Origin of the sequence: Paenirhizobium daejeonense, from assembly GCF_014280875.1 — a bacterium.
GTDB lineage: Bacteria > Pseudomonadota > Alphaproteobacteria > Rhizobiales > Rhizobiaceae > Allorhizobium > Allorhizobium daejeonense.
Genome location: NZ_JACLAL010000008.1, coordinates 223,531 through 246,125 on the forward strand (window position 1 = coordinate 223,531; position 22,595 = coordinate 246,125).

At 58.9% G+C, this 22,595-nt stretch carries 21 protein-coding genes and 3 tRNA genes; 13 read left to right on the top strand and 11 right to left on the bottom strand.

Annotation, left to right across the window (positions count from 1 at the left end; genetic code table 11):
- The first annotated feature begins 49 nt into the window (after positions 1 to 49).
- From H4I99_RS19730 to H4I99_RS19740, 3 genes are all read left to right on the top strand, one after another.
- Positions 50 to 448: an NADH:ubiquinone oxidoreductase subunit NDUFA12 gene (locus H4I99_RS19730; protein WP_163904928.1), complete on the top strand. Its 399-nt coding sequence runs from the start codon at positions 50 to 52 to the stop codon at positions 446 to 448.
- 146 nt (positions 449 to 594) lie between these two features.
- A complete protein-coding gene (locus H4I99_RS19735; RefSeq protein WP_237351882.1) occupies positions 595 to 981 on the top strand; it encodes a DUF2155 domain-containing protein in 387 nt (128 codons plus the stop codon).
- Positions 982 to 1,086: 105 nt separating this feature from the next.
- Positions 1,087 to 1,326, top strand: coding sequence for a hypothetical protein (locus H4I99_RS19740; protein ID WP_163904930.1), 240 nt, complete (start codon positions 1,087 to 1,089; stop codon positions 1,324 to 1,326).
- A gap of 62 nt (positions 1,327 to 1,388) precedes the next feature.
- Here H4I99_RS19740 and aat read toward each other — a convergent pair whose 3' ends face one another.
- The 5 genes from aat to H4I99_RS19765 all read right to left on the bottom strand — a co-directional run bounded on the left by aat (position 1,389) and on the right by H4I99_RS19765 (position 5,195).
- On the bottom strand, positions 1,389 to 2,003 hold the full coding sequence (gene aat / locus H4I99_RS19745; protein ID WP_163904932.1) for a leucyl/phenylalanyl-tRNA--protein transferase: 615 nt from the start codon (positions 2,001 to 2,003) through the stop codon (positions 1,389 to 1,391).
- Between the two features lie 12 nt (positions 2,004 to 2,015).
- Positions 2,016 to 3,365, bottom strand: a complete 1,350-nt coding sequence (accC, locus tag H4I99_RS19750) for an acetyl-CoA carboxylase biotin carboxylase subunit (protein ID WP_163904934.1) — start codon at positions 3,363 to 3,365, stop codon at positions 2,016 to 2,018.
- A 4-nt stretch (positions 3,366 to 3,369) separates the two neighbouring features.
- Positions 3,370 to 3,840 carry an acetyl-CoA carboxylase biotin carboxyl carrier protein gene (gene accB, locus H4I99_RS19755; protein WP_163904936.1) on the bottom strand — a complete coding sequence of 157 codons (471 nt, stop codon included), beginning with the start codon at positions 3,838 to 3,840 and terminating at the stop codon, positions 3,370 to 3,372.
- Positions 3,841 to 3,862: 22 nt separating this feature from the next.
- Entirely contained in the window at positions 3,863 to 4,300 is a 438-nt protein-coding gene (gene aroQ, locus H4I99_RS19760; RefSeq protein WP_163904938.1) for a type II 3-dehydroquinate dehydratase, read from the bottom strand.
- A gap of 133 nt (positions 4,301 to 4,433) precedes the next feature.
- Positions 4,434 to 5,195: a DsbA family protein gene (locus H4I99_RS19765; protein WP_163904939.1), complete on the bottom strand. Its 762-nt coding sequence runs from the start codon at positions 5,193 to 5,195 to the stop codon at positions 4,434 to 4,436.
- 202 nt (positions 5,196 to 5,397) lie between these two features.
- On the opposite strand from H4I99_RS19765, the gene H4I99_RS19770 reads away from it, so the two are divergent.
- Complete coding sequence (locus tag H4I99_RS19770) at positions 5,398 to 6,555, top strand: pyridoxal phosphate-dependent aminotransferase (RefSeq protein WP_163904941.1); 1,158 nt, start codon at positions 5,398 to 5,400, stop codon at positions 6,553 to 6,555.
- Positions 6,556 to 6,694: 139 nt separating this feature from the next.
- Here the strand turns inward: H4I99_RS19770 and H4I99_RS19775 are convergent, their stop codons facing one another.
- Entirely contained in the window at positions 6,695 to 9,571 is a 2,877-nt protein-coding gene (locus H4I99_RS19775) for an Rne/Rng family ribonuclease (RefSeq protein ID WP_163904943.1), read from the bottom strand.
- Between the two features lie 754 nt (positions 9,572 to 10,325).
- Here H4I99_RS19775 and H4I99_RS19780 point away from each other — a divergent pair.
- The 3 genes from H4I99_RS19780 to prfB all read left to right on the top strand — a co-directional run bounded on the left by H4I99_RS19780 (position 10,326) and on the right by prfB (position 15,432).
- Positions 10,326 to 11,522, top strand: a complete 1,197-nt coding sequence (locus H4I99_RS19780; RefSeq protein ID WP_163904945.1) for an N-acetylmuramoyl-L-alanine amidase — start codon at positions 10,326 to 10,328, stop codon at positions 11,520 to 11,522.
- Positions 11,523 to 11,742: 220 nt separating this feature from the next.
- Entirely contained in the window at positions 11,743 to 14,199 is a 2,457-nt protein-coding gene (locus tag H4I99_RS19785; protein WP_163904947.1) for a penicillin-binding protein 1A, read from the top strand.
- Between the two features lie 104 nt (positions 14,200 to 14,303).
- Positions 14,304 to 15,432, top strand: a protein-coding gene (gene prfB, locus H4I99_RS19790; protein WP_163904949.1) for a peptide chain release factor 2 whose coding sequence is annotated in 2 segments (ribosomal slippage) — positions 14,304 to 14,372 and positions 14,374 to 15,432 — 1,128 coding nt in all. Because the reading frame shifts where the segments join, the coding sequence is not laid out codon by codon here.
- Between the two features lie 287 nt (positions 15,433 to 15,719).
- Here the strand turns inward: prfB and H4I99_RS19795 are convergent.
- On the bottom strand, positions 15,720 to 16,277 hold the full coding sequence (locus tag H4I99_RS19795) for a hypothetical protein (protein WP_163904951.1): 558 nt from the start codon (positions 16,275 to 16,277) through the stop codon (positions 15,720 to 15,722).
- Positions 16,278 to 16,287: 10 nt separating this feature from the next.
- Positions 16,288 to 17,061 (bottom strand): NAD kinase, encoded by a 774-nt coding sequence (locus H4I99_RS19800; protein ID WP_163904953.1) that lies wholly within the window; start codon positions 17,059 to 17,061, stop codon positions 16,288 to 16,290.
- A 167-nt stretch (positions 17,062 to 17,228) separates the two neighbouring features.
- Here H4I99_RS19800 and H4I99_RS19805 point away from each other — a divergent pair.
- From H4I99_RS19805 to H4I99_RS19815, 3 genes are all read left to right on the top strand, one after another.
- Positions 17,229 to 17,304 (top strand) — tRNA-Thr (locus H4I99_RS19805).
- Positions 17,305 to 17,755: 451 nt separating this feature from the next.
- Positions 17,756 to 17,968, top strand: coding sequence for an alkylphosphonate utilization protein (locus H4I99_RS19810; protein WP_099057536.1), 213 nt, complete (start codon positions 17,756 to 17,758; stop codon positions 17,966 to 17,968).
- A 224-nt stretch (positions 17,969 to 18,192) separates the two neighbouring features.
- On the top strand, positions 18,193 to 18,573 hold the full coding sequence (locus H4I99_RS19815; protein WP_342345170.1) for a hypothetical protein: 381 nt from the start codon (positions 18,193 to 18,195) through the stop codon (positions 18,571 to 18,573).
- A 21-nt stretch (positions 18,574 to 18,594) separates the two neighbouring features.
- Here the strand turns inward: H4I99_RS19815 and H4I99_RS19820 are convergent, their stop codons facing one another.
- From H4I99_RS19820 to rlmB, 3 genes are read right to left on the bottom strand one after another with little or no spacing between them, the layout of a single operon-like run.
- Positions 18,595 to 19,812 carry a glycosyltransferase family protein gene (locus tag H4I99_RS19820; protein WP_163904955.1) on the bottom strand — a complete coding sequence of 406 codons (1,218 nt, stop codon included), beginning with the start codon at positions 19,810 to 19,812 and terminating at the stop codon, positions 18,595 to 18,597.
- 53 nt (positions 19,813 to 19,865) lie between these two features.
- Complete coding sequence (locus tag H4I99_RS19825) at positions 19,866 to 20,627, bottom strand: HAD-IIB family hydrolase (protein WP_163904957.1); 762 nt, start codon at positions 20,625 to 20,627, stop codon at positions 19,866 to 19,868.
- The gene (rlmB, locus tag H4I99_RS19830; protein ID WP_163904959.1) at positions 20,624 to 21,508 is read right to left on the bottom strand and encodes a 23S rRNA (guanosine(2251)-2'-O)-methyltransferase RlmB; all 885 of its coding nucleotides are present in this window, start codon (positions 21,506 to 21,508) and stop codon (positions 20,624 to 20,626) included. Before rlmB ends, H4I99_RS19825 begins: the two co-directional genes overlap by 4 nt.
- A gap of 204 nt (positions 21,509 to 21,712) precedes the next feature.
- On the opposite strand from rlmB, the gene H4I99_RS19835 reads away from it, so the two are divergent.
- The 3 genes from H4I99_RS19835 to H4I99_RS19845 all read left to right on the top strand — a co-directional run.
- Positions 21,713 to 21,797: transfer RNA gene (locus H4I99_RS19835), tRNA-Tyr, on the top strand.
- A 23-nt stretch (positions 21,798 to 21,820) separates the two neighbouring features.
- Positions 21,821 to 21,894: transfer RNA gene (locus tag H4I99_RS19840), tRNA-Gly, on the top strand.
- A gap of 219 nt (positions 21,895 to 22,113) precedes the next feature.
- Positions 22,114 to 22,595 (top strand): GTP-binding protein (locus H4I99_RS19845; protein WP_186663370.1); only part of this gene is annotated, 482 nt, incomplete at its 3' end.

The window sequence follows — 22,595 nt, forward strand, 5'->3', positions numbered from 1 at the left end:
CGTTTTTAGCAAGTGCCTTGCCACGTCGGCAAAGCCCAAGGACAAAGACATGAAGCAGCTTCTTTTGCAGGTTTTTACCTGGTGGAACGGCCAGACCATGGGAACGCGGTTCTTCACCTGGCGCAACGGTAAGCGCGTCGGCGAAGACGAAATGGGCAATGTCTATTATGAGGGCGGCACCACGTCTTTCGGCCTTCCGCGTCGCTGGGTAATCTACAAGGGCTACGCTGACGCTTCGAAGATCCCGACCGGCTGGCACGGCTGGATGCACTACCGCACGGACGTTCCGCCAAGCAAGGAAGACTACAAGCCGCGGGAATGGCAGAAGCCGCACCGCGAAAACCAGACTGGTACCGCGCTTGCCTATCGTCCCCCGGGCTCTCTTGCCGTTCCGGGTGAGCGTCCGCGGGTCACCGGCGACTACGACGCCTGGACGCCCGGCAACTGACACCCGATTTGGCCACAATTGGACTATAGGGCCAAGGTTACGCGGCCCTTTTTCTTTATGGGCTGCCGGAAAACACAAGCGGGAGAATGGCGGATATGAAGCGTTCCGGGTTGGGCTCGGCCACTGGTATCGTCTGTGCAGCGGTCATGGCTGTCGGTATCGTTGCTCTGGTCGGAAACGAGCCTGCAAAGGCGGCCCGCATCTCCAATCCCGTGGCTGAATTCGCTGGTATCGACAAGATCACCGGTCGCATCACTTCCTTCGACGTCTATATCGACGAGACCGTCCAGTTCGGCGCGCTTCAAGTAACGCCGAAGGTTTGCTACTCGCGTGACGAGACCGAAGCACAAAAGGTCGATGGTTTCGTCGAAGTCGATGAAATCACGCTCGATCGCAAGATACGCCGAATCTTTTCCGGCTGGATGTTCGCCGACAGTCCGGCGCTCAACGCCGTCGAACACGCGATTTATGACGTCTGGCTGACAGGCTGCAAGCAGGCCTCCGACGTTCCCGCGCCGGCAAAGACCAACTAATTCAGATAGTTTGCCAAAACATACCGGGTTGAGCACCCGTAGGTCTCGGCTATGTTGACATTTGCTTCTGATTTGAACAAATAGAGAACAATCAGGAGTTCCCATATGTCGCTGTCCGAGAAATTCATCGTACTGCCATTCAAGAAAAATCGCGGAAATCTGGTCCCGGGCGAGATGCGTCAGGCTTCGAATGCCGCTTCCGCCGAGAAGATCGCAGCGGCCATGGCAGAGCGCCATATCGGGGTTGCCGCTTATTCTGTTCAAGTGGATGAGGAGTCCGGCGACATGACCAGCCCGCGCGTTCTGGTCCAGTTCGGCGAAACGGCAGATCTCAACGCTGCATAGCCACCAAATCGGCTTGTGTCTGCTGATAGGTGGCTGGCTAGGCGTTGGAGGCTTGCCATCTCTCAGAAGGGCAGGGTATCCGACTGCATCGCCTTGTCCAAGAGCTTCAGATAGCCTTCCTTCGGGATATCGATCGCGCCGAAGGTTTTCAGGTGCTCGGTGGTGAACTGGGTATCGAGCAGACTGAAGCCGCGTGACTTCAGGCGCTCGACCAGATGAACCAGACAGATCTTTGAAGCATTGGTCCGGCGGGAGAACATGCTCTCACCGAAGAAGGCCGATCCGAGCGAAACGCCGTAAAGACCGCCGACCAGTTCATCGCCTTCCCAGGCTTCTACCGAATGGGCGTGGCCGAGATGATGAAGCGCCCCGTAGAGTTCACGAATCGTTTCGTTGATCCATGTGCTGGGACGGTTTTCGACCTCTTCCGCACACTTCGCGATCACTGCGTCGAATGCCGTGTCGAAGCGGATATCGAAAGGCTTTTGTCGAATAGCCTTGGCAAGACTTTTGGAAACATGGAACTGATCGAGCGGCAGGATGCCGCGCAGTTCGGGCTCGACCCAGAATATCTCCGGATCGTCGGCCGCATCCGACATGGGGAAGAGGCCAATGGAATAGGCGCGCAACAGGAGTTCGGGTGTGATTCTCTGATCCCTGCTGCGGCGCCCTGCCATTCTTCATTCACCTCATGCGGAGGTTCTGGCCAGATAATTTTCCAGCCAGTGGATATCGTAGTCGCCGTTCGCGATGTCCTGGTTGGCAACCAGTTCCTGGAACAGAGGCAGCGTGGTCTTGATGCCGTCCACGACGAACTCGTCGAGCACGCGACGCAGGCGCATCATGCATTCGACGCGGGTACGACCGTGCACGATCAGCTTGCCGATCAGGCTGTCGTAGTAGGGCGGGATCTTGTAGCCGGCATAAGCGCCTGAATCGACGCGAACGCCGAGGCCGCCCGGAGCGTGAAAATGTGTGATCGTGCCCGGCGAGGGAACGAAGGTACGCGGATCCTCGGCATTGATGCGGCACTCGATGGCGTGGCCATGGAAAGCGATCTCGTCCTGCGTGACCGACAGGCCAGCGCCGGAGGCGACACGGATCTGCTCATGCACGAGGTCGATGCCGGTGATGGCTTCGGTGATCGGGTGTTCCACCTGCAGGCGGGTGTTCATTTCGATGAAATAGAACTCGCCGTTTTCGTAGAGGAACTCGATCGTGCCGGCGCCCCGGTACTTCATCTTCTTCATCGCGTCGGCGCAGATCTGGCCGATCCGCATCCGCTGCTCGACGTTGAGGGCAGGGGAGTTGGCCTCTTCCCAGACCTTCTGGTGGCGGCGCTGCAGCGAGCAGTCGCGTTCACCGAGATGGATTGCATTGCCAGCGCCGTCACCGACCACCTGCACTTCGATGTGCCGCGGCTTGCCGAGGTACTTTTCCATGTAAACGGCCGGATTGCCGAAAGCGGCAGCCGCTTCGGTCCGGGCGGTGTTGAAGGCTTCTTCCAGATCGGCTTCGGTCTTGGCGACCTTCATGCCGCGACCACCGCCACCGGCAGTTGCCTTGATGAGAACCGGGAAGCCAATCTGGCGCGCCGTTTCCATCAGGTTTTCGGGGGTAACCTCGCCATCGGAGCCAGGAACGACCGGAATGCCGAGTTCGACAGCGGTCTGCTTGGCGGTGATCTTGTCACCCATCAGGCGGATATGTTCGGCGGTCGGCCCTATGAAGGTGATGCCGTGTGCTTCGAGAATATCAGCGAACTTTGCGTTCTCCGACAGGAAGCCATAGCCCGGATGCACGGCGTCGGCACCGGTGATTTCGCAGGCAGCAACTATCTGATGGATGTTCAGATAGCTATCGCGCGACGGCGGCGGGCCGATGCACACGCTTTCGTCTGCCAGTCGGACATGCATCGCATCTGCGTCGGCTGTGGAATGAACGGCAACGGTGGCGATGCCGAGTTCCTTGCAGGCGCGCAGGACGCGCAACGCGATCTCGCCGCGATTGGCTATGAGGATCTTGGAAATGGTGCTCATCGGCTTACTCGACGATGACCAGCGGCTCGCCATATTCGACCGGGCGCCCGTCTTCCACGATGATCTCGACGACCTTGCCGGAACGCGGCGACGGGATCTGGTTCATGGTTTTCATGGCTTCGATGATCAGGAGAGTTTGGCCTTCCTTGACGATGGAGCCGACTTCGATGAAGGGCCGCGCGCCGGGAGCCGGTGCGAGGTAGGCGGTGCCGACCATCGGCGCCGCCACGGCATTGGCGAGATTGCGGGCCGGCTCTGCGGCGGCAACCGGCACTGCGGCAACGACCGGAGCAGCCGGAGCTGCGACCTGATAGGCCGGCATCTGGGGCATTGCCATCATCTGCGGTGCGGCACGCGATACGCGGATGCGCAGGTCTTCCTGTTCGACTTCGATCTCGCTGAGATCCGTCTCGTTGAGGATGTTGGCCAGATCACGGATCAGAGCCTGATCGATTCCCGATTTCTTTTCAGCCATGGAATGGGGTCCTGTATTCTTGTTATTGCGTGATGTTCTTCAGCGCGTGCAGCGCCAGGATGTAGCTATGAGGGCCGAAGCCGCAGATCATGCCTTTCGCGGCGGGCGCTATCATCGATTTATGGCGAAATTCCTCGCGCGCATGGATGTTGGAGATATGCACCTCCACCACCGGTATCGAAATGGCCCGGATCGCATCATGCAGCGCGATCGATGTGTGGCCGTAGGCGCCGGGATTGATCGCGACACCTGCGGCCTTCTCTCCTGCTTCGTGAAGCCAATCGACGAGCACGCCTTCATGGTTCGATTGACGGAAATCGACGGAAAAACCAAGTTCGCTACCGACCGTTTTGCAGTCCGTCTCGATATCGGCGAGCGTCTTGCCGCCGTAAATCCCGGGTTCCCGTTTGCCGAGGGCATTGAGATTGGGGCCGTTCAGGACGTAAATGATCTTGCTCATATGCGGTTCCGTCGACTTTCAACCGCCTCCTATAGACTGGCAGGCCCGTAAGGGAAAGCCCCTTACGGGCAAACGACGGAGCGTTCCCAAGGAAATCGCGGGATTGAACGGAGAAGGCGGCTTTGATTTTCCCTCAGCAGGTCGCCTTGCCGCAGGTGCGTACGTTGGCGAGCTTCTGTTCGATCGCTTCGGAACCAATGGCGCCGAACACGGCTTCGTTTCCGACGATGTAAGAGGGGGTGCCGGTGATGCCTAGGCTGGTGGCAAGCTGGTAGGCTTCCTTGACCTGGGCGTCGTTCGGGCTGGACTTCATCATCGCGCGGATCTGTTCCTCGCTCACGCCCAGCGACGACGCGACGTCGAGGGCAGCCTGTTCGTCGGCGCGTCCTTTGCCGCCGAGAAGCGCGCGGTGGAATTCTCCGTATTTTTCAGGTGCGATCTGGCGGAATGCGTAGGAAACCTTGTGAGCCGCAAGCGAGTCGGGACCGAGGATCGGGAATTCCTTGAGCACGAAGCGGACGTTCTTGTCTTCGGAGAGGATCTTGTCCATGTCAGACAGCGCCCGCTTGCAGTAACCGCAGTTGTAGTCGAAGAACTCGACCACCGTGACGTCGCCTTTCGGATTGCCGAGCGAAATGTCGTGTTCGGAGGAGAACAGCGCGTCCTTGTTGTCGCCGACGGCGGCCGACGCCTGCTGCTGGCGTGCGTCGTATTGCTTCTTCTCGAGAGCGTCCTGCACATCCAGCATGATTTCCGGATTGGCGATCAGGTACTCTTTGATGAACGCGCCGATTTCCTTCTTCTGCGCGTCGTCGAGCGCGAGTGCCGCCGTCGGCAGTATCGCCGGCAGGATGACGAGCGCCGTTGCGGCGAGCTTCCTGAACGTCAAGGTCATGTATTTCCTCTTGATCCTTTTCCGCCGAAGCGGTGTCTGGCTGTCGACGCGCAGTGTCGGTGCTGCGCCGCGTTGTGCAATAGCGTAGCGACGGCCCATGGCAAGGGAAATCGGAAAAAGGGCCGTAAGGCCACGCTCTCGCCATTGTGAACACCGGAATAATACGGCAAATGTCAGGCGCCCAGAAGAAAGAGTTTAAGCCGTGGTTTCCATATCAAGACGCAGTGAAGTCGAACCCTTCCACGCCATGGATGTCCTTGCCGAAGCGACCCGGCGTCGCCAGGCTGGCGCACCGGTAATTTCCATGGCCGTCGGCCAGCCCGGACATCCGGCGCCGCAGGTGGCGCTTGAGGCTGCTCGCGACGCGCTTGCCCATGGCCGGATAGGTTACACCGATGCCCTCGGTCTTGTCGAACTCAGGCAGAAGCTCGCAGGTTATTATAAGGATCGCCATGGCGTTTCGGTCGATCCCGCCCGGATCGCCGTAACCACGGGTTCCTCGGCCGGTTTTAATCTGGCGTTCCTGACGCTGTTCGATGCCGGCGATGCCGTGGCGATAGCAAGGCCCGGCTATCCCGCCTATCGGGCCATTCTTTCGGCTCTTGGCCTGAAGGTTGTGGAGGTGCCGGTCAATGCCGGGACGGGTTTCACACTGACGCCGGAAAGCCTGGAAGCAGCCCAGTCGCAGGCTGGTGTGCGGCTGAAGGGTGTTCTGATCGCAAGTCCTGCCAACCCCACCGGCACGGTCACCAGCCGGGAGCAACTGAAGGCTGTGTATGACTACTGCAAGGGGCAGGGCATCAGCCTCATCTCCGACGAAATCTATCATGGCCTAACCTACGCCGGAGAAGATACGACCGCCCTCGAATTCGGTGACGATGCGGTCATCATCAATTCCTTCTCGAAATACTATTGCATGACCGGCTGGCGGATCGGCTGGATGGTTCTGCCCGAAGAGGCCGCAAGGCCGATGGAATGTCTGGCGCAGAGCCTATACATCTCAGCACCGGAGCTTTCGCAGGTTGCTGCGATCGCTGCTCTGGGGGCGGGGGAGGAGCTGGAGCATTACAAGGCAAGCTGTGCGGCCAATCGCGAATTTCTACTGAAGCGTCTGCCGCAACTCGGCATGCCTTTGTTGTCTCCCATGGATGGCGCCTTTTACGCCTATGTGGACGTATCCCGTTTCACCAATGACAGCATGGCTTTCGCAAAGCGCATGCTGGCCGAGATCAATGTGGCCGCAACGCCCGGCATGGATTTCGATCCCGTAGACGGCCATCTTGCGCTTCGCATGTCCTATGCTGGAACCATGACGGAGATGTTCGAGGCGACGGATCGCATCGGTCGCTGGCTTGCCTGAAGGAATCTCTGATCAGTAGGTTGCCGGCGGTTCCTGACTCATTTTCTGAAGCGAAATTTCCGGCAGCCTGATCATCGAACAAAAAAAGGCCCCGCATCGCGGGGCCTTTCCGGTTCCAGGTTTCGTAGGCAGTAGCGGCTTAGAAGAAGCCGCGCTTCTGCCACCAGCCACCCTTCTTAGGCTTGGTCGGCTCATCGCCTTCCTCTGACGTGGTTTTGGAGGTCACAACGGGCTCGGAGGAGACCACGTTGGATCCACGATTGGCGCGTGCGGACTTTGCTTCTTCGGAGCTGCCCACTGCAGGTTCGACCGTTTCTTCGACGGCGATGCTTGCAACGGCTTCCTCTGCCTCGACGATTTCCGGCACAGGAGCTGGCGTCTCTTCCGCCACGACAGGTTCTTCTATCGGGGAGGGAGCAACCCTCGGCTTGCGACTGCGACGTGGCTTCGGGACAACCGGTTCTTCGGCCGATTCGATGGCTGCCTGCGCGGCCGGCTCTTCCGCCACGCTTTGTTCGGCGATTGTTTCGATCAGAGCGGCTTCGGTATCGGAGTCGTCAGACTCGTTTTCGCCTTCGCCCTCGTCATCGCCGGCTGCTTCGGCGTTTTCTGCACCTTCCTCGCCAGGACGATTGCGACGTCCACCACGCTTTCCACGGCGACGACGCTTGCGCTTTTGGCTGTCGTCACCCGATGCTTCACCATCGGCTTCAACAGCTTCGCCTACACCTTCCTCATCGCCTTCGCTGTCTATGTCGTCAGCTTCCTCGGAGATACCGTCTTCATCGCCCTCGGCTACGGAAGCAGCATTGCCTTGAGTCTGCCCGTTCTTGTTCCGGCGACGGCGACGGCGCTTGCGCTTGCGGTTGCCCTGTTCCTCGCCGTTGCCGCCGGCAGCAGGCTGGGTGGCCGGTGCAGATTCTACTGCAACGACTTCCTCTTCTTCTTCGTCCTCGGGCTCCGGAACGTATTCGTCCTCTTCCGGCTCGGGCAGAAGTTGCATCAGGCTTTCGATCTTCACCGGATTTGCAACAGCTTCGCCGCGATCGATGGCGAAATGCTGATGCCCGACCGACTCGTCCGAGTCGATGGTGATTGTTACTCCGAAGCGGCGCTCGTAATCGACGATCGTTCCGCGCTTCTGGTTGAGCAGGTAAAGAGCCGTCTCCGGCGTCGTACGCACGGTGATGTCGTGCAGGGTGCTTTTGAGCAGGAATTCCTCGATGCCGCGCAGGACATGCAGAGCGACGGAAGACTGCGAACGAATGAGACCTGTCCCGCCGCAATGCGGGCAAAGCTGCGTTGTTGATTCCAGAACCGAGGCGCGGATGCGCTGGCGCGACATTTCAAGCAGGCCGAAATGCGAGATCCTGCCTACCTGGATGCGGGCGCGGTCGTTCTTCAGGCAATCCTTAAGCTTCTTCTCGACAGCGCGGTTATTACGCTTTTCTTCCATGTCGATGAAGTCGATGACGATCAGGCCGGCCAGGTCGCGCAGACGCAGTTGGCGCGCAACTTCTTCCGCGGCTTCAAGATTCGTCTGCAAAGCGGTGTCTTCGATCGAGTATTCCCGGGTCGAGCGACCCGAGTTTACGTCGATCGCAACCAGCGCTTCAGTCTGGTTGATGATGATGTAGCCACCCGACTTCAGCGTCACCTGCGGCTGCAGCATGCGGTCGAGCTGCGCCTCGATGCCGGAGCGCGAGAAGATCGGGTGAAGATCGCGATAGGGCTGAACCACCTTGGCGTGGCTCGGCATCAGCATCTTCATGAAGTCTTTCGCTTCGCGATAGCCTTCCTCACCGGCGACGACAACTTCGCTGATGTCCTTGTTATAAAGGTCGCGGATCGAGCGCTTGATCAGCGAGCCTTCCTCGTAGACGAGGCAGGGGGCGGTGGAGTTCAGCGTCAGCGTGCGGACGTTTTCCCACAGGCGCATCAGGTATTCGAAGTCGCGCTTGATCTCGACCTTGGTGCGGTTGGCGCCGGCGGTGCGCAGGATGACGCCCATGCCCTGCGGCACTTCGAGACCGCGGGCGATTTCCTTCAGGCGCTTGCGGTCCTGCGGATTGGTGATCTTGCGGGAAATACCGCCGCCACGGGCGGTGTTCGGCATCAGAACCGAGTAACGGCCGGCGAGCGAAAGATAGGTGGTCAGGGCCGCGCCCTTGTTGCCGCGCTCTTCCTTGGCGACCTGAACCAGCAGGATCTGCCGGCGCTTGATCACTTCCTGGATGCGGTACTGCTTGCGGGGCTTGCGTACGATCCGGTCCGGAACCTCTTCCATGGCGTCTTCGGCGCCAACGGATTCGATCTCTTCCTTCTCTTCGACGTGATCGTCGTCGTCATCTTCGAAATCGTCATCACGACCGCGGCGTCCGTCGGCATCCTCGGAGATTTCGTCCATGTCGACCATGGCCGCCATGGTGTCGCTGCCGCCTTCGTCTTCGGACGAGGCTTCTGCGGCCTGCGCTTCCGGTTCGGCAGTCTTCTTTGCACGGGGCTTACGGACACGCTTCGGTTTCGCTTTTGGCTCCGGCGCTTCCTCGGCAGCTTCGGCGACAACTTCAGTCGCAGCCTGTTCCGGCTTCGCTTCGAGGGTTTCGTCCGTGACGGCTTCTATCGTCTCTATAACTGGAACGATGCCGGTATCTGGCTGATCCTGAGTGGAGAGGTCGACAGGAGCGGAGAACGGTTCGTCACCCTCGACGTCATTTTCCTTGCGGTGCTCTTCCGCTTCTGCGTGAAGGAGAGCCTGCCTGTCCGCGAGAGGGATCTGGTAATAGTCGGGATGGATTTCGGCGAAAGCCAGAAAGCCGTGGCGGTTACCGCCGTAATCGACAAAGGCCGCCTGAAGAGATGGTTCGACCCGGGTTACCTTCGCGAGGTAGATATTGCCCCTGATCTGCTTCTTGTGTTGCGACTCGAAATCGAATTCTTCGATGCGGTTACCGCGTACGACAACTACGCGCGTCTCTTCTTCGTGAGACGCGTCTATCAGCATTTTGTCTGCCATTTAAGCTGTGCTCCTCGGCGCTGCCGAAAAGGAGATCACCCGCTCGCTGTACAATGGTGCGGATGGTGCTTTGCGGGCTTTGCGCCGGATATATAGGTCTCCGTTCGGAGGAGTGCGTTGCCAGCAATCGAACGGCATTCGGGAGACTGAAGTGTCCCGGCTCGCCCAATTTGTTCAATCCCTGCTGCAACGACATTAATGACCGAACGAAAACGACAATGACATAGGTCCCTCGGGACCCGATGAGTGCTCTGTTGAAGAGCTTTTGGTGGAAACCACCTGTTACAAGTGCCGGCCGGGCCGGCGTGTTAAACCAGTTTCAGGACAAAAGTGCAGAAACGGCGGATGAATGTCCGGCTATCTGGGCGCCAGTCCTTGCAAGGTTGGCAGCCACTGCGGCGATTCTATCCCGTGGGCACTTTTAACCCTCATGTGCGTTGTATGTTTTCTGTGTCACAATAGCAAGGGGAAACGAATTTATGCCATAATATCGATTGATTAGCGGGTAAGACTGCGTATCGATCGATTCATCGTCTGGACGGGATTACGCGCATTGCCGGGGATGTCGCTGGCAAGGTATCAGCGATCCGGTTGAAAGCCGGTCAATATTGATGATTTACAGGTTTGTGGCGGATCGCAGCAGCAACGCGATGCGGTGCGATCGTTACGGGGAAGCGGATTGTCTGTCATTCGAAGCTTTGCTGCCCGGGTTCTGCCCAATGCTGGCCTTCCATGGACCGCACGGCTTTTTGCCATGTCGATGCTGATTGTCATCCCCGCAACGGAAGTGACGGCTGTGCAGGCCGAGCAGGAGGGGCCCTTACTCGCCTATTCGGCACGCATTGCCGGCGACCGCGCCCGCACCCGCATCGTCATCGATTTCGACCGCAAGCCCGATGTCGAAGTCCGCTATATGGCCAAGCCGGACCGGATTGTCGTCGATATGCCGGCAACCGCCTTCACCTTTCCGAACGCCGACCTGAAACCGACGGGTCTATTCAAGGAAATCCGCTTTGGTGCGATGGATGCCAATTCGGCGCGGCTGGTGCTGACTGCCGAGCGCCCCGCGAAGCTCGCTTCCGCCGAGGTTAAGGAAGACGAAGGTGGCAACGGCTACCGTCTCGTGCTGGATGCCGAGATGGTGTCGCAACCGGATTTCGATACGCTTGTCGCCACCCAGAGCTGGGGTGGGGGGGCGTCCGCTGCCGTCGATCTGCGCGGCGACCGTGTTGCGACTGTCGATCCGGCCAAGGATGACGAATTCGTGATCGCGATTGATGCGGGCCATGGGGGCATCGATGCGGGCGCCGCAGGTGCGGAGACGAAGACGCCGGAAAAGGAAATCACGTTGGCCTTTGCCAGGGCGTTGGCCGAACGACTGAAGGATGAAAAGGGAATCACGGCGTTCCTGACGAGGGAAGGGGACGAGTTTCTTTCGCTCTCCGAGCGTGTGACCATAGCCCGGCAACATCGCGCCGATCTCCTGATCTCCTTTCATGCCGATACCTTGCGCCAGAGCGGTATCCGGGGCGCCACTGTTTACACGATCTCCGACACAGCTTCTGACCACATGGCGGCTGATCTCGCTGAGCGCGAAAACCTCTCGGATGCCGTTGCGGGCGTGGATCTTGCAAGCGAGCCGACCGAAGTCACCGATATCCTGCTCGACCTGACGCGGCGCGAAACGCAGGCCTTCTCCGTATCCATGGCGGATGCGGTGATCGGCTCCTTCAATGGGCAGGTCCAGTTGATCAACAATCCGCATCGCTCCGCCGGCTTCAGGGTTCTGCAGGCCCATGACGTGCCTTCGATCCTGTTGGAACTCGGGTTCCTGTCCAACAAGGACGACGAGAAGCTGCTGCTCGACCCCCAGTGGCGCGAAAAGATCGCGTCGCTGCTCGCCGATGCGATCAAACGCTATCGTTTTCCGGTTGTTGCGAACGGCGGATAGACGCGGATTGGCCTGTGGGTGAAGTTGGGGAGGCAGCATGCGGCCCTATTTTCCTCACAATCCGGCCGTTACTCCGAAATGAAGCGGTTGATGCTTTGATGCATTGGAATCAATGCTTGCCGCCGCGTCTTGCCAAGCAGGGCCTGACGTGCAAAACGCCACGGTATGTGCGATGCTTACCATCGCGCGCCGAACCGAAAGCCATCACGGTAGCTCGAATATGATCAGACTGATTGGATATTTCTTCGGATTGGCATCCGTTCTCGCCCTGGGCGTCGCGGTTGTCGCTGCCGTTTATCTGGCGGGCGTCACGAAGGATCTTCCCGACTACGAAGTTCTATCAAGCTATGCGCCGCCCGTGACAACGCGTTTTCATGCTGGCAACGGCGCTCTTATGGCGGAATATGCCCGCGAACGCCGCCTGTTCCTGCCTATCCAGGCAATTCCGGACCGAGTGAAGGCGGCCTTCCTTTCGGCTGAAGACAAGAACTTCTACAATCACCCCGGCGTCGATGTTTACGGCCTCGGTCGTGCCGTTCTGGTCAACCTGCAGAACTTCGGCTCGGGTCGTCGCCCGGTCGGTGCCTCGACTATCACGCAGCAGGTGGCGAAGAATTTCCTTCTCTCGGCGGACCAGACGATGGACCGCAAGGTGAAGGAAGCCATCCTTTCCTTCCGCATCGAGCAGACCTATTCCAAGGACAAGATCCTCGAGCTTTATCTGAACGAGATCTTCTTCGGCATGAATGCCTATGGCATCGCTGGCGCGGCGCTGACCTATTTCGACAAGTCGGTGACGGAATTGACGATCGCCGAGACCGCGTATCTTGCTTCCCTGCCCAAGGGGCCGTCCAACTACCATCCTTTCCGCCATACGGAAGCCGCGTTGGAGCGTCGTAACTGGGTCATCGACCGCATGGTGGAGAATGGTTTTGTCGCTCATGATGATGGCGAGGAAGCCAAGAAGCAGCCGCTCGGCGTGACGCTTCGCCGTTCCGGCTCCTATCTGTTCGCTTCGGATTACTTTTCAGAGGAAGTTCGCCGACAGATCATTGAGAAGTATGGCGACAAGGCGCTTTACGAAGGCGGCCTGTCCGTTCGCACCTCGCTCGATCCGAAGATCCAGATTGCCGCCCGCAAGGCCCTTCAGGATGGTCTTGTCACTTATGACGAGCGTCGTGGATACCGAGGCCCGATCAAGAACATCAGCGTGGCCGGCGACTGGGGCGTGGAGCTTGGCAAGGTCGATGGCCTGAGTGATGTTCCTGAATGGAAGGTCGCTGTGGTGCTGGATGTGTCCTCCAGTCAGGTCGATATCGGCCTGCAGCCCGCCAAGGGTGGTGACGGAAAGGTGGGGGCCGACCGTCAGACAGGTCGTATTGCAGCCGGGGACATGGACTGGGCTTACCGTTCCGCTTCCGGCGACCGCAAATCGGCGAAGTCGCCCGAGGGTGTGTTGAAGCCCGGTGATGTTATCTATGTTCAGGCACTTGGCGATTCCAAGCCCGGGAGCTATCGCCTGCGGCAGCCGCCTAAGGTTCAGGGTGGCCTTGTCGCAATGGATCCCCATACCGGCCGTGTGCTCGCAATGGTCGGCGGCTTCTCCTATGCCCAGTCGGAATTCAACCGCGCAACACAGGCCATGCGCCAGCCGGGCTCTTCCTTCAAGCCCTTCGTCTACGCAGCCGCGCTCGACAATGGCTATACTCCGGCGTCGGTGATCCTCGATGCGCCTATCGAATTCGTTTCGGGCGGTCAGGTCTGGAGACCGCAGAACTACGGTGGCGGTTCGGCCGGTCCCTCTACCCTGCGCCTGGGCATCGAAAAGTCGCGTAACCTTATGACGGTTCGTCTGGCCAATGACATGGGCATGAATCTGGTCGCAGAATATGCAGAGCGTTTCGGCATCTACGACAAGATGAACCCGGTTCTCGCGATGTCGCTCGGTTCCGGCGAGACGACGGTGCTGCGTATGGTTTCGGCCTATGCAGTGCTTGCCAACGGTGGCAAACAGATCCAGCCGACCCTGATCGACCGTATCCAGGACCGCTACGGCAAGACTATCTTCCGTCATGAAGAGCGAACCTGCGAGGGTTGCAATGCCGATGAATGGCAGGGTCAGGAAGAGCCGACTGTGGTCGATAATCGCGAGCAGGTTCTCGATCCAATGACCGCCTACCAGATCACCTCGATCATGGAAGGCGTCATCCAGCGCGGTACCGCCGCCGGCAAGGTAAAGCTCGACCGTCCCGTCGCCGGCAAGACCGGCACGACCAACGACGAAAAGGACGCCTGGTTCGTCGGTTATACTCCCGACCTCGTCGCCGGTCTTTATGTCGGCATGGACAACCCGGCTCCGCTTGGTCGCGGTGCGACCGGTGGTTCGATGTCCGCTCCGATCTTCAACGAATTCATGCAGGCTGCCGTCGTCGGTACGCCGCCGGGCATGTTCCACATTCCGGAGGGCATGAGCCTCATCCCGATCAACCGGAAGACCGGTATGCTCGCGGCAGAGGGTGACCCTGATACGATCGTCGAGGCCTTCAAGCCCGGTACAGGCCCGGCCGACAGCTTCTCGGTCATCGGCATGGATGGCTATGCGGCGCCGGAAGAAATTCTCAGGGATTCGCCACAGGCCAATCAGGCCGTGACATCCGGCAGCGGCGGCCTTTTCTAGGTCGCTTCCGAAATCCCGAATGCTGACGGCCGCCCCTTTACATCAGGGGCGGCCGATACTATTCACCCCCCTCAGCAATTCGATCCGAGGTGAAAACAAGCGAAATGCGTGCAGAAATCGAGAACGTAGTCGACGAAATCAAGCAGGCCATAAGCCTGCTGAGGAGGCATCTTTGACTGGGACCAGGCGATAAGACGACTGGACTGGTTGAATAACAAGGCAGAGGATCCGAACCTCTGGAATGATGCCCAGGAAGCGCAGAAACTCATGCGTGAACGCCAGCAGCTCGATGAGAGCATCGCGGGCGTGAAACGGCTCGAGCAGCAGATGAAGGATAACATCGAGCTGATCGAGATGGGTGAGGAAGAGGGCGATGATTCCATCGTCAAGGAAGCCGAGGAAGGTTTGAAGGCGTTGAAGGCCGAATCAGGCCGTCTTCAAGTCGAGGCCATGCTGTCCGGCGAGGCCGATGGGAATGACACCTATCTGGAAGTGCATTCCGGCGCTGGTGGTACCGAGTCCCAGGACTGGGCCAACATGCTGCTGCGCATGTATATCCGCTGGGCAGAAAAGCAGGGCTTCAAGGTCGAGGTGCTGGAAGTGCATGACGGTGAAGAAGCCGGCATCAAATCCGCCACCATTCTCATCAAGGGCCATAATGCCTATGGCTGGACGAAGACCGAATCTGGTGTTCACCGCCTCGTGCGCATTTCGCCCTATGATTCGAACGCGCGCCGGCACACGTCCTTCTCGTCGGTCTGGGTTTATCCTGTCGTCGATGACTCGATCAATATCGAGATCAACGAAAGCGACTGCCGCATCGATACCTACCGTTCGTCGGGTGCCGGCGGTCAGCACGTCAACACGACCGACTCGGCCGTGCGTATCACCCACATTCCGACTGGCATCGTGGTCGCCTGCCAGCAGGAGCGTTCTCAGCACAAGAACCGCGCCAAGGCGTGGGAAATGCTTCGCGCCCGTATGTACGAGGCAGAACTGATGAAACGGGAAGCGGCGGCCAATGCCGAAGCGGCGTCCAAGACGGATATCGGCTGGGGCCACCAGATCCGCTCCTACGTTCTGCAGCCTTATCAGCTGGTGAAGGACCTGCGCACCGGTGTCGAAAGTACCGACCCGGATACCGTACTGAACGGTGACCTGAACGAGTTCATGGAGGCGGCGCTCGCCCACCGCATCAGCGGCAAGGCGGATGCCGTCGCAGATGTCGACTGATCGGCATTTCACGGACAAAAATGAAGCGGCGGGGCAAAACCCCGCCGTTTTTCATTCAGGGGTGTTTTTCCGCCGGTTCGGTTCGCGGCTCTGTGACCGGCGACCGGAGCGTCACCGCTGCCAGCAACAGCACCAGTAGCGTACAATCGGCGATCATTGCGATCATCGGGAATGCTGTGCCTGAAATCCGGCCACGCACCGCACGTGAAAGGAAGGCAGAGGTCCGAATGACCATGCCGAGGAAGCCGTAAGCGACAAACAGCAGGGCCGCCGGTGGGCGGTCGGGGTCAGTTCGTCTCGCGCTCGACCCTGATGTCGCCGAACTCGTCGATCAGCACGGTCCAGCCTTCCGGCTCCATCTGTTGTGGATCGGTTTTGAGATAGACGGTGGCGAAGAGGCCCGGCTGGCGGCTGACCCCGGTCGAATCCTCCGGCCGGATATCGGTAACATAGGCCTTGATCGCCGAGAATTCCTCAAGCTCTACGCTTTCCAGAACCTTCGGACCGCTTTCGGCAGACTGGATCTGCTGCAGGTAAATCTTGGCGGTGCGATCTGGCTGGCGAATAGCAACGAGCTTGTAGTAACCGCGCTGTGGTTCGGTTTTAGCGCCGGCCTGTGGCGCCACCGGCTGCGTCGGAACGGGCGTTGCCGTGCCGCTGCCTGCAACATCCGGCGCTGATTCGATCTCGCCGCCGTCTCCCTCCCAGAAGCCGCCGCTGATGACGAATGTGGCGGTTACTGGCAACTGGTCGATATCGTCAGCCCGTACGGCGGCGCTGGAAAGCAGCAGGATGGCAAAGCTGGCGCGAAGGATGGGAGTGCGAAAATGCAGGGAAAGGGTCATGGAAAATCCCTCAGTTCGAAAACTGTTCGGCGAGGATGCGATCGGACCAGGATCTGTCCGGATCAGACAGGATGCTGGCGGTGGTATCCTCTGACTGGGCGATCTGCACGCGGATGACGGACTTCACCTCGGTATGATCGGCAACGGCATTGACGGGCCGCTTCTCAGCCTCCAGCACGACGATATCGACATGCACCTTGTTCGGCAGGAGCGCGCCGCGCCAGCGTCGGGGCCTGTAGGGGCTGACCGGAGTAAGGGCGAGAAGTGGCGCTTCAAGCGGCAGAATGGGGCCGTGGGCGGACAGATTGTAGGCGGTAGAGCCTGCGGGTGTTGCCACCATCACCCCGTCGCAGATCAGTTCTTCCAGCCGCACCTGACCGTCGATGATCACCTTGAGCTTGGCCGCCTGATAGGATTGACGCAGCAGTGACACCTCATTCAAGGCAAGCGCGATGGAGGTGGTGCCATCGGCATTGGTTGTCGTCATCTTCAAGGGATGGAAATCATTTTCGACGGCGGCTGAGATTCTGTCTCTCAGATTTTCGGTCGAGTAATCGTTCATCAGGAAGCCGACCGAGCCACGGTTCATGCCATAAACCAGCTTGCCGGAATTCATGGTCTCATGCAGCGTTTGCAGCATGAAGCCGTCACCGCCCAGCGCCACGATGACGTCTGCATCGGTCGGTGCGATATCGCCGTAAAGGCGAATCAACTCCACGCGGGAAGCCTGTGCCTCTTCGGTATTGGAGGCAAGAAAGGAAAGCGACCGGAACGAACGAGACATGGTTAGCCCTTTGAAACTACTCCTGTCGTACATGATAAAGGCCGGAAACGACAAGGCGTTTTGCCGTCCCTTTGGTCGCCCCGGCGCGTGAGACTGTGGGGTATTGCGACCGCTCACCGAAATTTTCCTTTACCGCCGCAAGAAATCCGCTTATTGACGCCTCCACTGCCCTTGTAGCTCAGTTGGTAGAGCACCTGATTTGTAATCAGGGGGTCGCGGGTTCGAACCCTGCCGGGGGCACCATTCATCTTCAATGGCTTAAAGATTATGATGCGCGGTCGTTATCGACGGCGTTCCTGCACGCTTGTCTCTGTCGACTTTCGGGACGCCGGAGGCAATGGTCTGTTTGCGGGTCGGTCTCCTTTCTCTACTGCTTTGCTTTGTCTTTCGGTCTCAGCCATTCGCTCATGTGCTTGGAATAGGGGGGGGCGTCTGCCGAAAATATCGGCAAAGGATTTTCCACATTTCAAGCGTGTTAAAATATAGGTCAAGTTATAAGTGATTGTATGAACACGGTTATTTCTATGATTATCATGTTTCCTTAATTAGCTTATTAGCTAAATATGGTATTTTATGGAATTGCTGCATTGGGTCGGCGACCGTGGGGGATGCCGCATTCAGTGCCCCTTGCGCTGGACATAGGCGCTTTGCCCGGATAAGCCCCGCCGCATGGTCACGGACAGGGGAAACCATCATGGAAGTCAGGGATTCGAACGGTACGGTGCTTAACGAGGGCGATAACGTCACCCTCATCAAGGACCTGAAGGTCAAGGGGACGTCGGAAACGCTGAAGCGCGGCACGATGATCAAGGGCATTCATCTGACCGATGATCCGGCAGAGGTCGAATGTCGGCATGCCAAGATCAAGGGACTGGTTCTGCGCACCGAGTTTCTGAAGAAGGCCTGAGCGACTGTTTTTCTGCAGTCCTGCCGAGCGAAACTTGCGTTAAGGCAAGAAATTGCAATTTACAGGCGGCATGGTTGAGCATCTACTGAAGTTACGGCAATTGATGACGGAGCTTCATGATGATCTTCGCAATGACGCCTTTCACACTTTTTCATGTGCTGTTGAGCCTCGTCGGTATCGCGACGGGGCTTGTTGTTCTTTATGGCTGGCTGAAATCGGATCGCATGTCCGGCTGGACCGCGGTGTTCCTGATCAGCACGCTGGCGACCGTGATTACCGGTTTTCTCTTTCCGTTCGGCGGGTTCACGCCGGCCATCGGGGTGGGAATCATTACATTGGCAACGCTGGTCGCGGCGCTCGTCGCCCTCTATCGATTTCATCTGGCAGGCCGCTGGCGGATCGTCTTTCTTCTTTGTTCCACCGCCTCTCTTTATCTCAACGTTTTCGTGTTTGTGGTTCAAGCCTTCCTCAAAGTGCCGGCGCTGAATGCATTGGCTCCAACAGGCTCGGAGCCGCCCTTTGCAGCCGTGCAGGGCGTTGTGCTCCTTGCCTTTCTCGTTGCCGGCTATCTTGCGGTCAATCGCTTCCATCCGGCGACGGCCTGAGTTTGCGGTGGGCAGGGATGGTCAGTTTTCCTCCTTGTCCGCGCGGACGGATTCGTGCATCTGGCGGATAAGGTCGGGCAGGGCGCTTTGCACCCGGTTCCAGCTCGGCATGAACGGAGTTGCGTTTGGCGTGTCGAGGAAGGCGTTTCCGGCTTCCACGAGGTTGGCGGCAAACAACTCGACCGCAAGCTCCTCCCGGTGCCGGTCGGTGGTCAATCCGTTCATGCGCGCGTCGTTGTGATAGATTTCGACGAGATCGAGCGCATTACGGAAGTACGTCGCCTTCAATGTCCTGAGGCTCTCCTGGCTGAAGATCACCCCGTCGGTCGCGAGTTTGCGCAGGAGCGCCTTGGTGATGTCGATCGACATGCGCGAAAGCCCGGAGGTGGCGTCTTCGGCTGAGAGCGACTGATGCTTGTGGTCGTAGCTGTCGGCGATATCCACCTGACAGATCGCATTGTTGGAATAGCTGCGCCACAATTCGGAAAGAACGCCGATTTCGAGGCCCCAATCTGAGGGGATGCGGATATCCGGAATGAGATGTGTGCGCATGGCGAACTCGCCGGCCAGCGGATAGCGGAAGGCCTTGAGGTAATCGATATAGGGATGATGGCCGATCACCCGCTCAAGGCTGAGAAGCAGCGGGGTCACCAGCAGTCGGGTGACGCGCCCGCTCAGCGAATGGTCTGCGATGCGCGGATAATATCCCTTGGAAAAGACGTAAGGGAAGCTGGGATTGGTGACGGGATAGACGAGCCGGGCCAGCATCTCTCGGGAATAGGTGACGATATCGGCGTCATGCAGCGCCACGACGCCGGAATTTCGCGCGCCCAACACATATCCCATGCAATACCAGACATTACGGCCCTTGCCCGGTTGGTCGGGCGCAAGGTCGGCCTCGGCCAATTGGGCGTCGATGGCGCTGAGGCGTGGTCCGTCATGCCAGAGGATGGAATGGTTTTGCGGCAGCCGGGAAAAATAGGTCTTGGCCTGGGCAAACTGCTTGCGGTCAGCCTGATCAAGGCCGATGACGATCTCTGAAATATAGGGAACCTGTGAAAGTTCGCCGACGATATGATCGAGTGCCGGCGCCTCAAGTTCGGAATAGAGCGAGGGGATGATCAGGGTGACGGGCCGATTGGCTGAAAAGAGCTCGAGCTCCCGTTCCATGCGCTCGATCGAGCGTTCGCGCAGATTGTGCAGAGTGGCGACCACCCCGTTCTGATGAAAATCCGCCATATCTAGTCCTTTCTGAAAAGGCACGGTTGCGGCCGTGCGTCTAAAACCCCGTTTCAACGAGCGTGGATCATGTGGTTCCAGCCTGCGGGACCCGGTGCGGGCGAGCGCAGGATAAAGCCGTGCGTTTCCCGTTCCGTGACGGGAAGCGGGGCATGTGAGGGATTGGCGATGATGACACCGGTGTCCGCCGCCTGCAGCATGGCAAGGTCGTTCGGCGCGTCGCCGAGCGCGATGGTGCGCACGTCCTCACCGCTGGATTGCCGGTAATGCGCAACCAATTCGGCCATCCGTTCGGCCTTGGACGTCCTGGGCATCAGGGTGAGGAAACGTCCGCCCTGCGCCGCATTGTATCCGGCCGCTTCGATGTGCGCGATGAATTCCGCCTTCTGCCGGTCGTCGCCGGAAAAGAGGCCCGGTTCGGAGAAACGGCGTTTCCGGGCAAGCCGTGCCGCAGCAAGCGGCAGGCCGGTGCGCGAAGCCACCTCTTCGTCGCTCCAGTCGCCGAATCCCTGAAACAGGTGCAAAAGTTCCTCAGGCAGGCCCTGAAGAAACGCGCGCAATGATTCGTAGTGATTCGCGACTTTGGATTCGCGTCCGGGAAAGCCGACGATACCCGCACCGTTTTCGACGATCATCGGGTAGGCGATACCGATCGCGTCTGCGATCGGCCGCATTTCGGCTTCCGTCTTGCTGCTGGCGAGAATGAGCGGGATGTCCCGCTCGGCAAGCAGATGAAGTGCAGGCTTTGCCGGCTCGAAGGAGTAGCTGTCGTGGTCAAGCAGCGTTCCGTCGAGGTCGGTAAAGACGACAATCATGCCTTCCGCTTCATCAGGTGCTGGCGGGTGGCATAAAGAGCGATGGCAGCGGCATTCGATACATTGAGCGACTTGATCGCGCCCGGCATGTCGAGGCGTGCAAGAGCGTTGACTGTGTCACGCGTTTTCTGGCGAAGACCCTTGCCTTCCGAGCCGAGAACTAGCGCGATTCGGTCGCCGGAAAGTGTTTCTTCCATCGGAGCCGGTCCTTCCGAATCAAGTCCGACGGAGTAGAAGCCGAGCTTGTGCAACTCTTCCAGAGCATCGGCGAGATTGGTGATTTGGATATAGGGGATGAGCTCCAGCGCACCGGAGGCCGATTTGGCGAGAACACCAGATTCGGTCGGGCTGTGGCGCATGGTGGTGATGACAGCACCGGCGCCAAAGGCGACAGCCGAGCGCATGATGGCGCCGACATTATGCGGATCGGTCACCTGATCGAGAACGAGGAGGAGGGGGTTGTCCTTCAGCGCATCGAGCCGGCGGGCGGGCAAGGGTCTCGTTTCCAGCATCACGCCCTGATGGATGGCATCGGGCCCGAGCACCTTGTCGAGGTCCTGAGGGCTGACAATTTCCACAGGAAAGCCGAGCTGGTCGACCGGTCCGATATCGAGACGCACCAGCGCATTCTGGGTGACCGAAAGTTTGATCAGCTTACGCTCCGGATTTTCGATCGCGGCGCGCACGGTATGCAGACCATAAAGCTGTACCTGATCCGGCGCGAGTTGCGGTGGTGTCCAGTCTACAGCGGGTTTGCGGTGCCTCTGCGGCTGGGGCGTGGGAATTTCGCCTCTTTCGCGCTTGGCGTCGCGTACCTGGCGGCGCAAGGTGGCGTAGTGAGTATCGCGGGAGGATTTGTCGTTTTTCGGATCTTTTGCCATGCGCCCTTATAACGTCAGGAGAACGCGGGCGATAGACCTGCGCTGGCGCCGGTCGTCCACAGGCTCGACGAAAAAATTCGAAAATTTTCGACATTCATCGTGTTGACATGAGAAGGAGGGACGGTCATATAGCCGCCACAGATCGCGGGGCAAACGCCTCGAAGATCTCGACTGAAACTTGGTCGCTGATCCGGACGAATAACTGGAGAGATGCCCGAGTGGTTAAAGGGGACGGACTGTAAATCCGTTGGCTTCGCCTACGTTGGTTCAAATCCAACTCTCTCCACCATTCGTTCTCGGATCGAACATGCCGCGGGTATAGCTCAATGGTAGAGCAGCAGCCTTCCAAGCTGAATACGCGGGTTCGATTCCCGCTACCCGCTCCACTTTAATATTCCGCAAGTTTTTGTTTCTGCAAGCGAAATCACGTCTTGGGCTCGTGCGCGTGCGCCGTTCGCGATTATGCGCTGGCGCCATTCCGCGGTGATTCGCAGGCGTGTCCAAGCGAAAACAATTAAGTCTTGCGCAATTCCCGCGAAAGCCTTAAACGGCGGGACCAAACCGGTTCGCCGGGGCAACCCATTTCGATCATAGGAAGCATTCAAATGGCAAAGAGTAAGTTTGAGCGCACGAAGCCGCACGTTAACATCGGCACGATTGGCCACGTTGACCATGGCAAGACGTCTCTGACGGCAGCGATCACGAAGTTTTTCGGCGAATTCAAGGCCTATGACCAGATTGACGCAGCGCCGGAAGAAAAGGCCCGCGGCATCACCATCTCGACGGCGCACGTTGAGTATGAGACGGCCAACCGCCACTACGCCCACGTTGACTGCCCCGGCCACGCCGACTACGTCAAGAACATGATCACCGGTGCTGCGCAGATGGACGGCGCGATCCTGGTTTGCTCGGCCGCTGACGGCCCGATGCCGCAGACCCGCGAACACATCCTGCTGGCCCGCCAGGTCGGCGTTCCGGCGATCGTTGTGTTCCTGAACAAGGTCGACCAGGTTGACGACGCAGAACTTCTGGAACTCGTCGAGCTTGAAGTTCGCGAACTTCTGTCCTCGTACGACTTCCCGGGCGA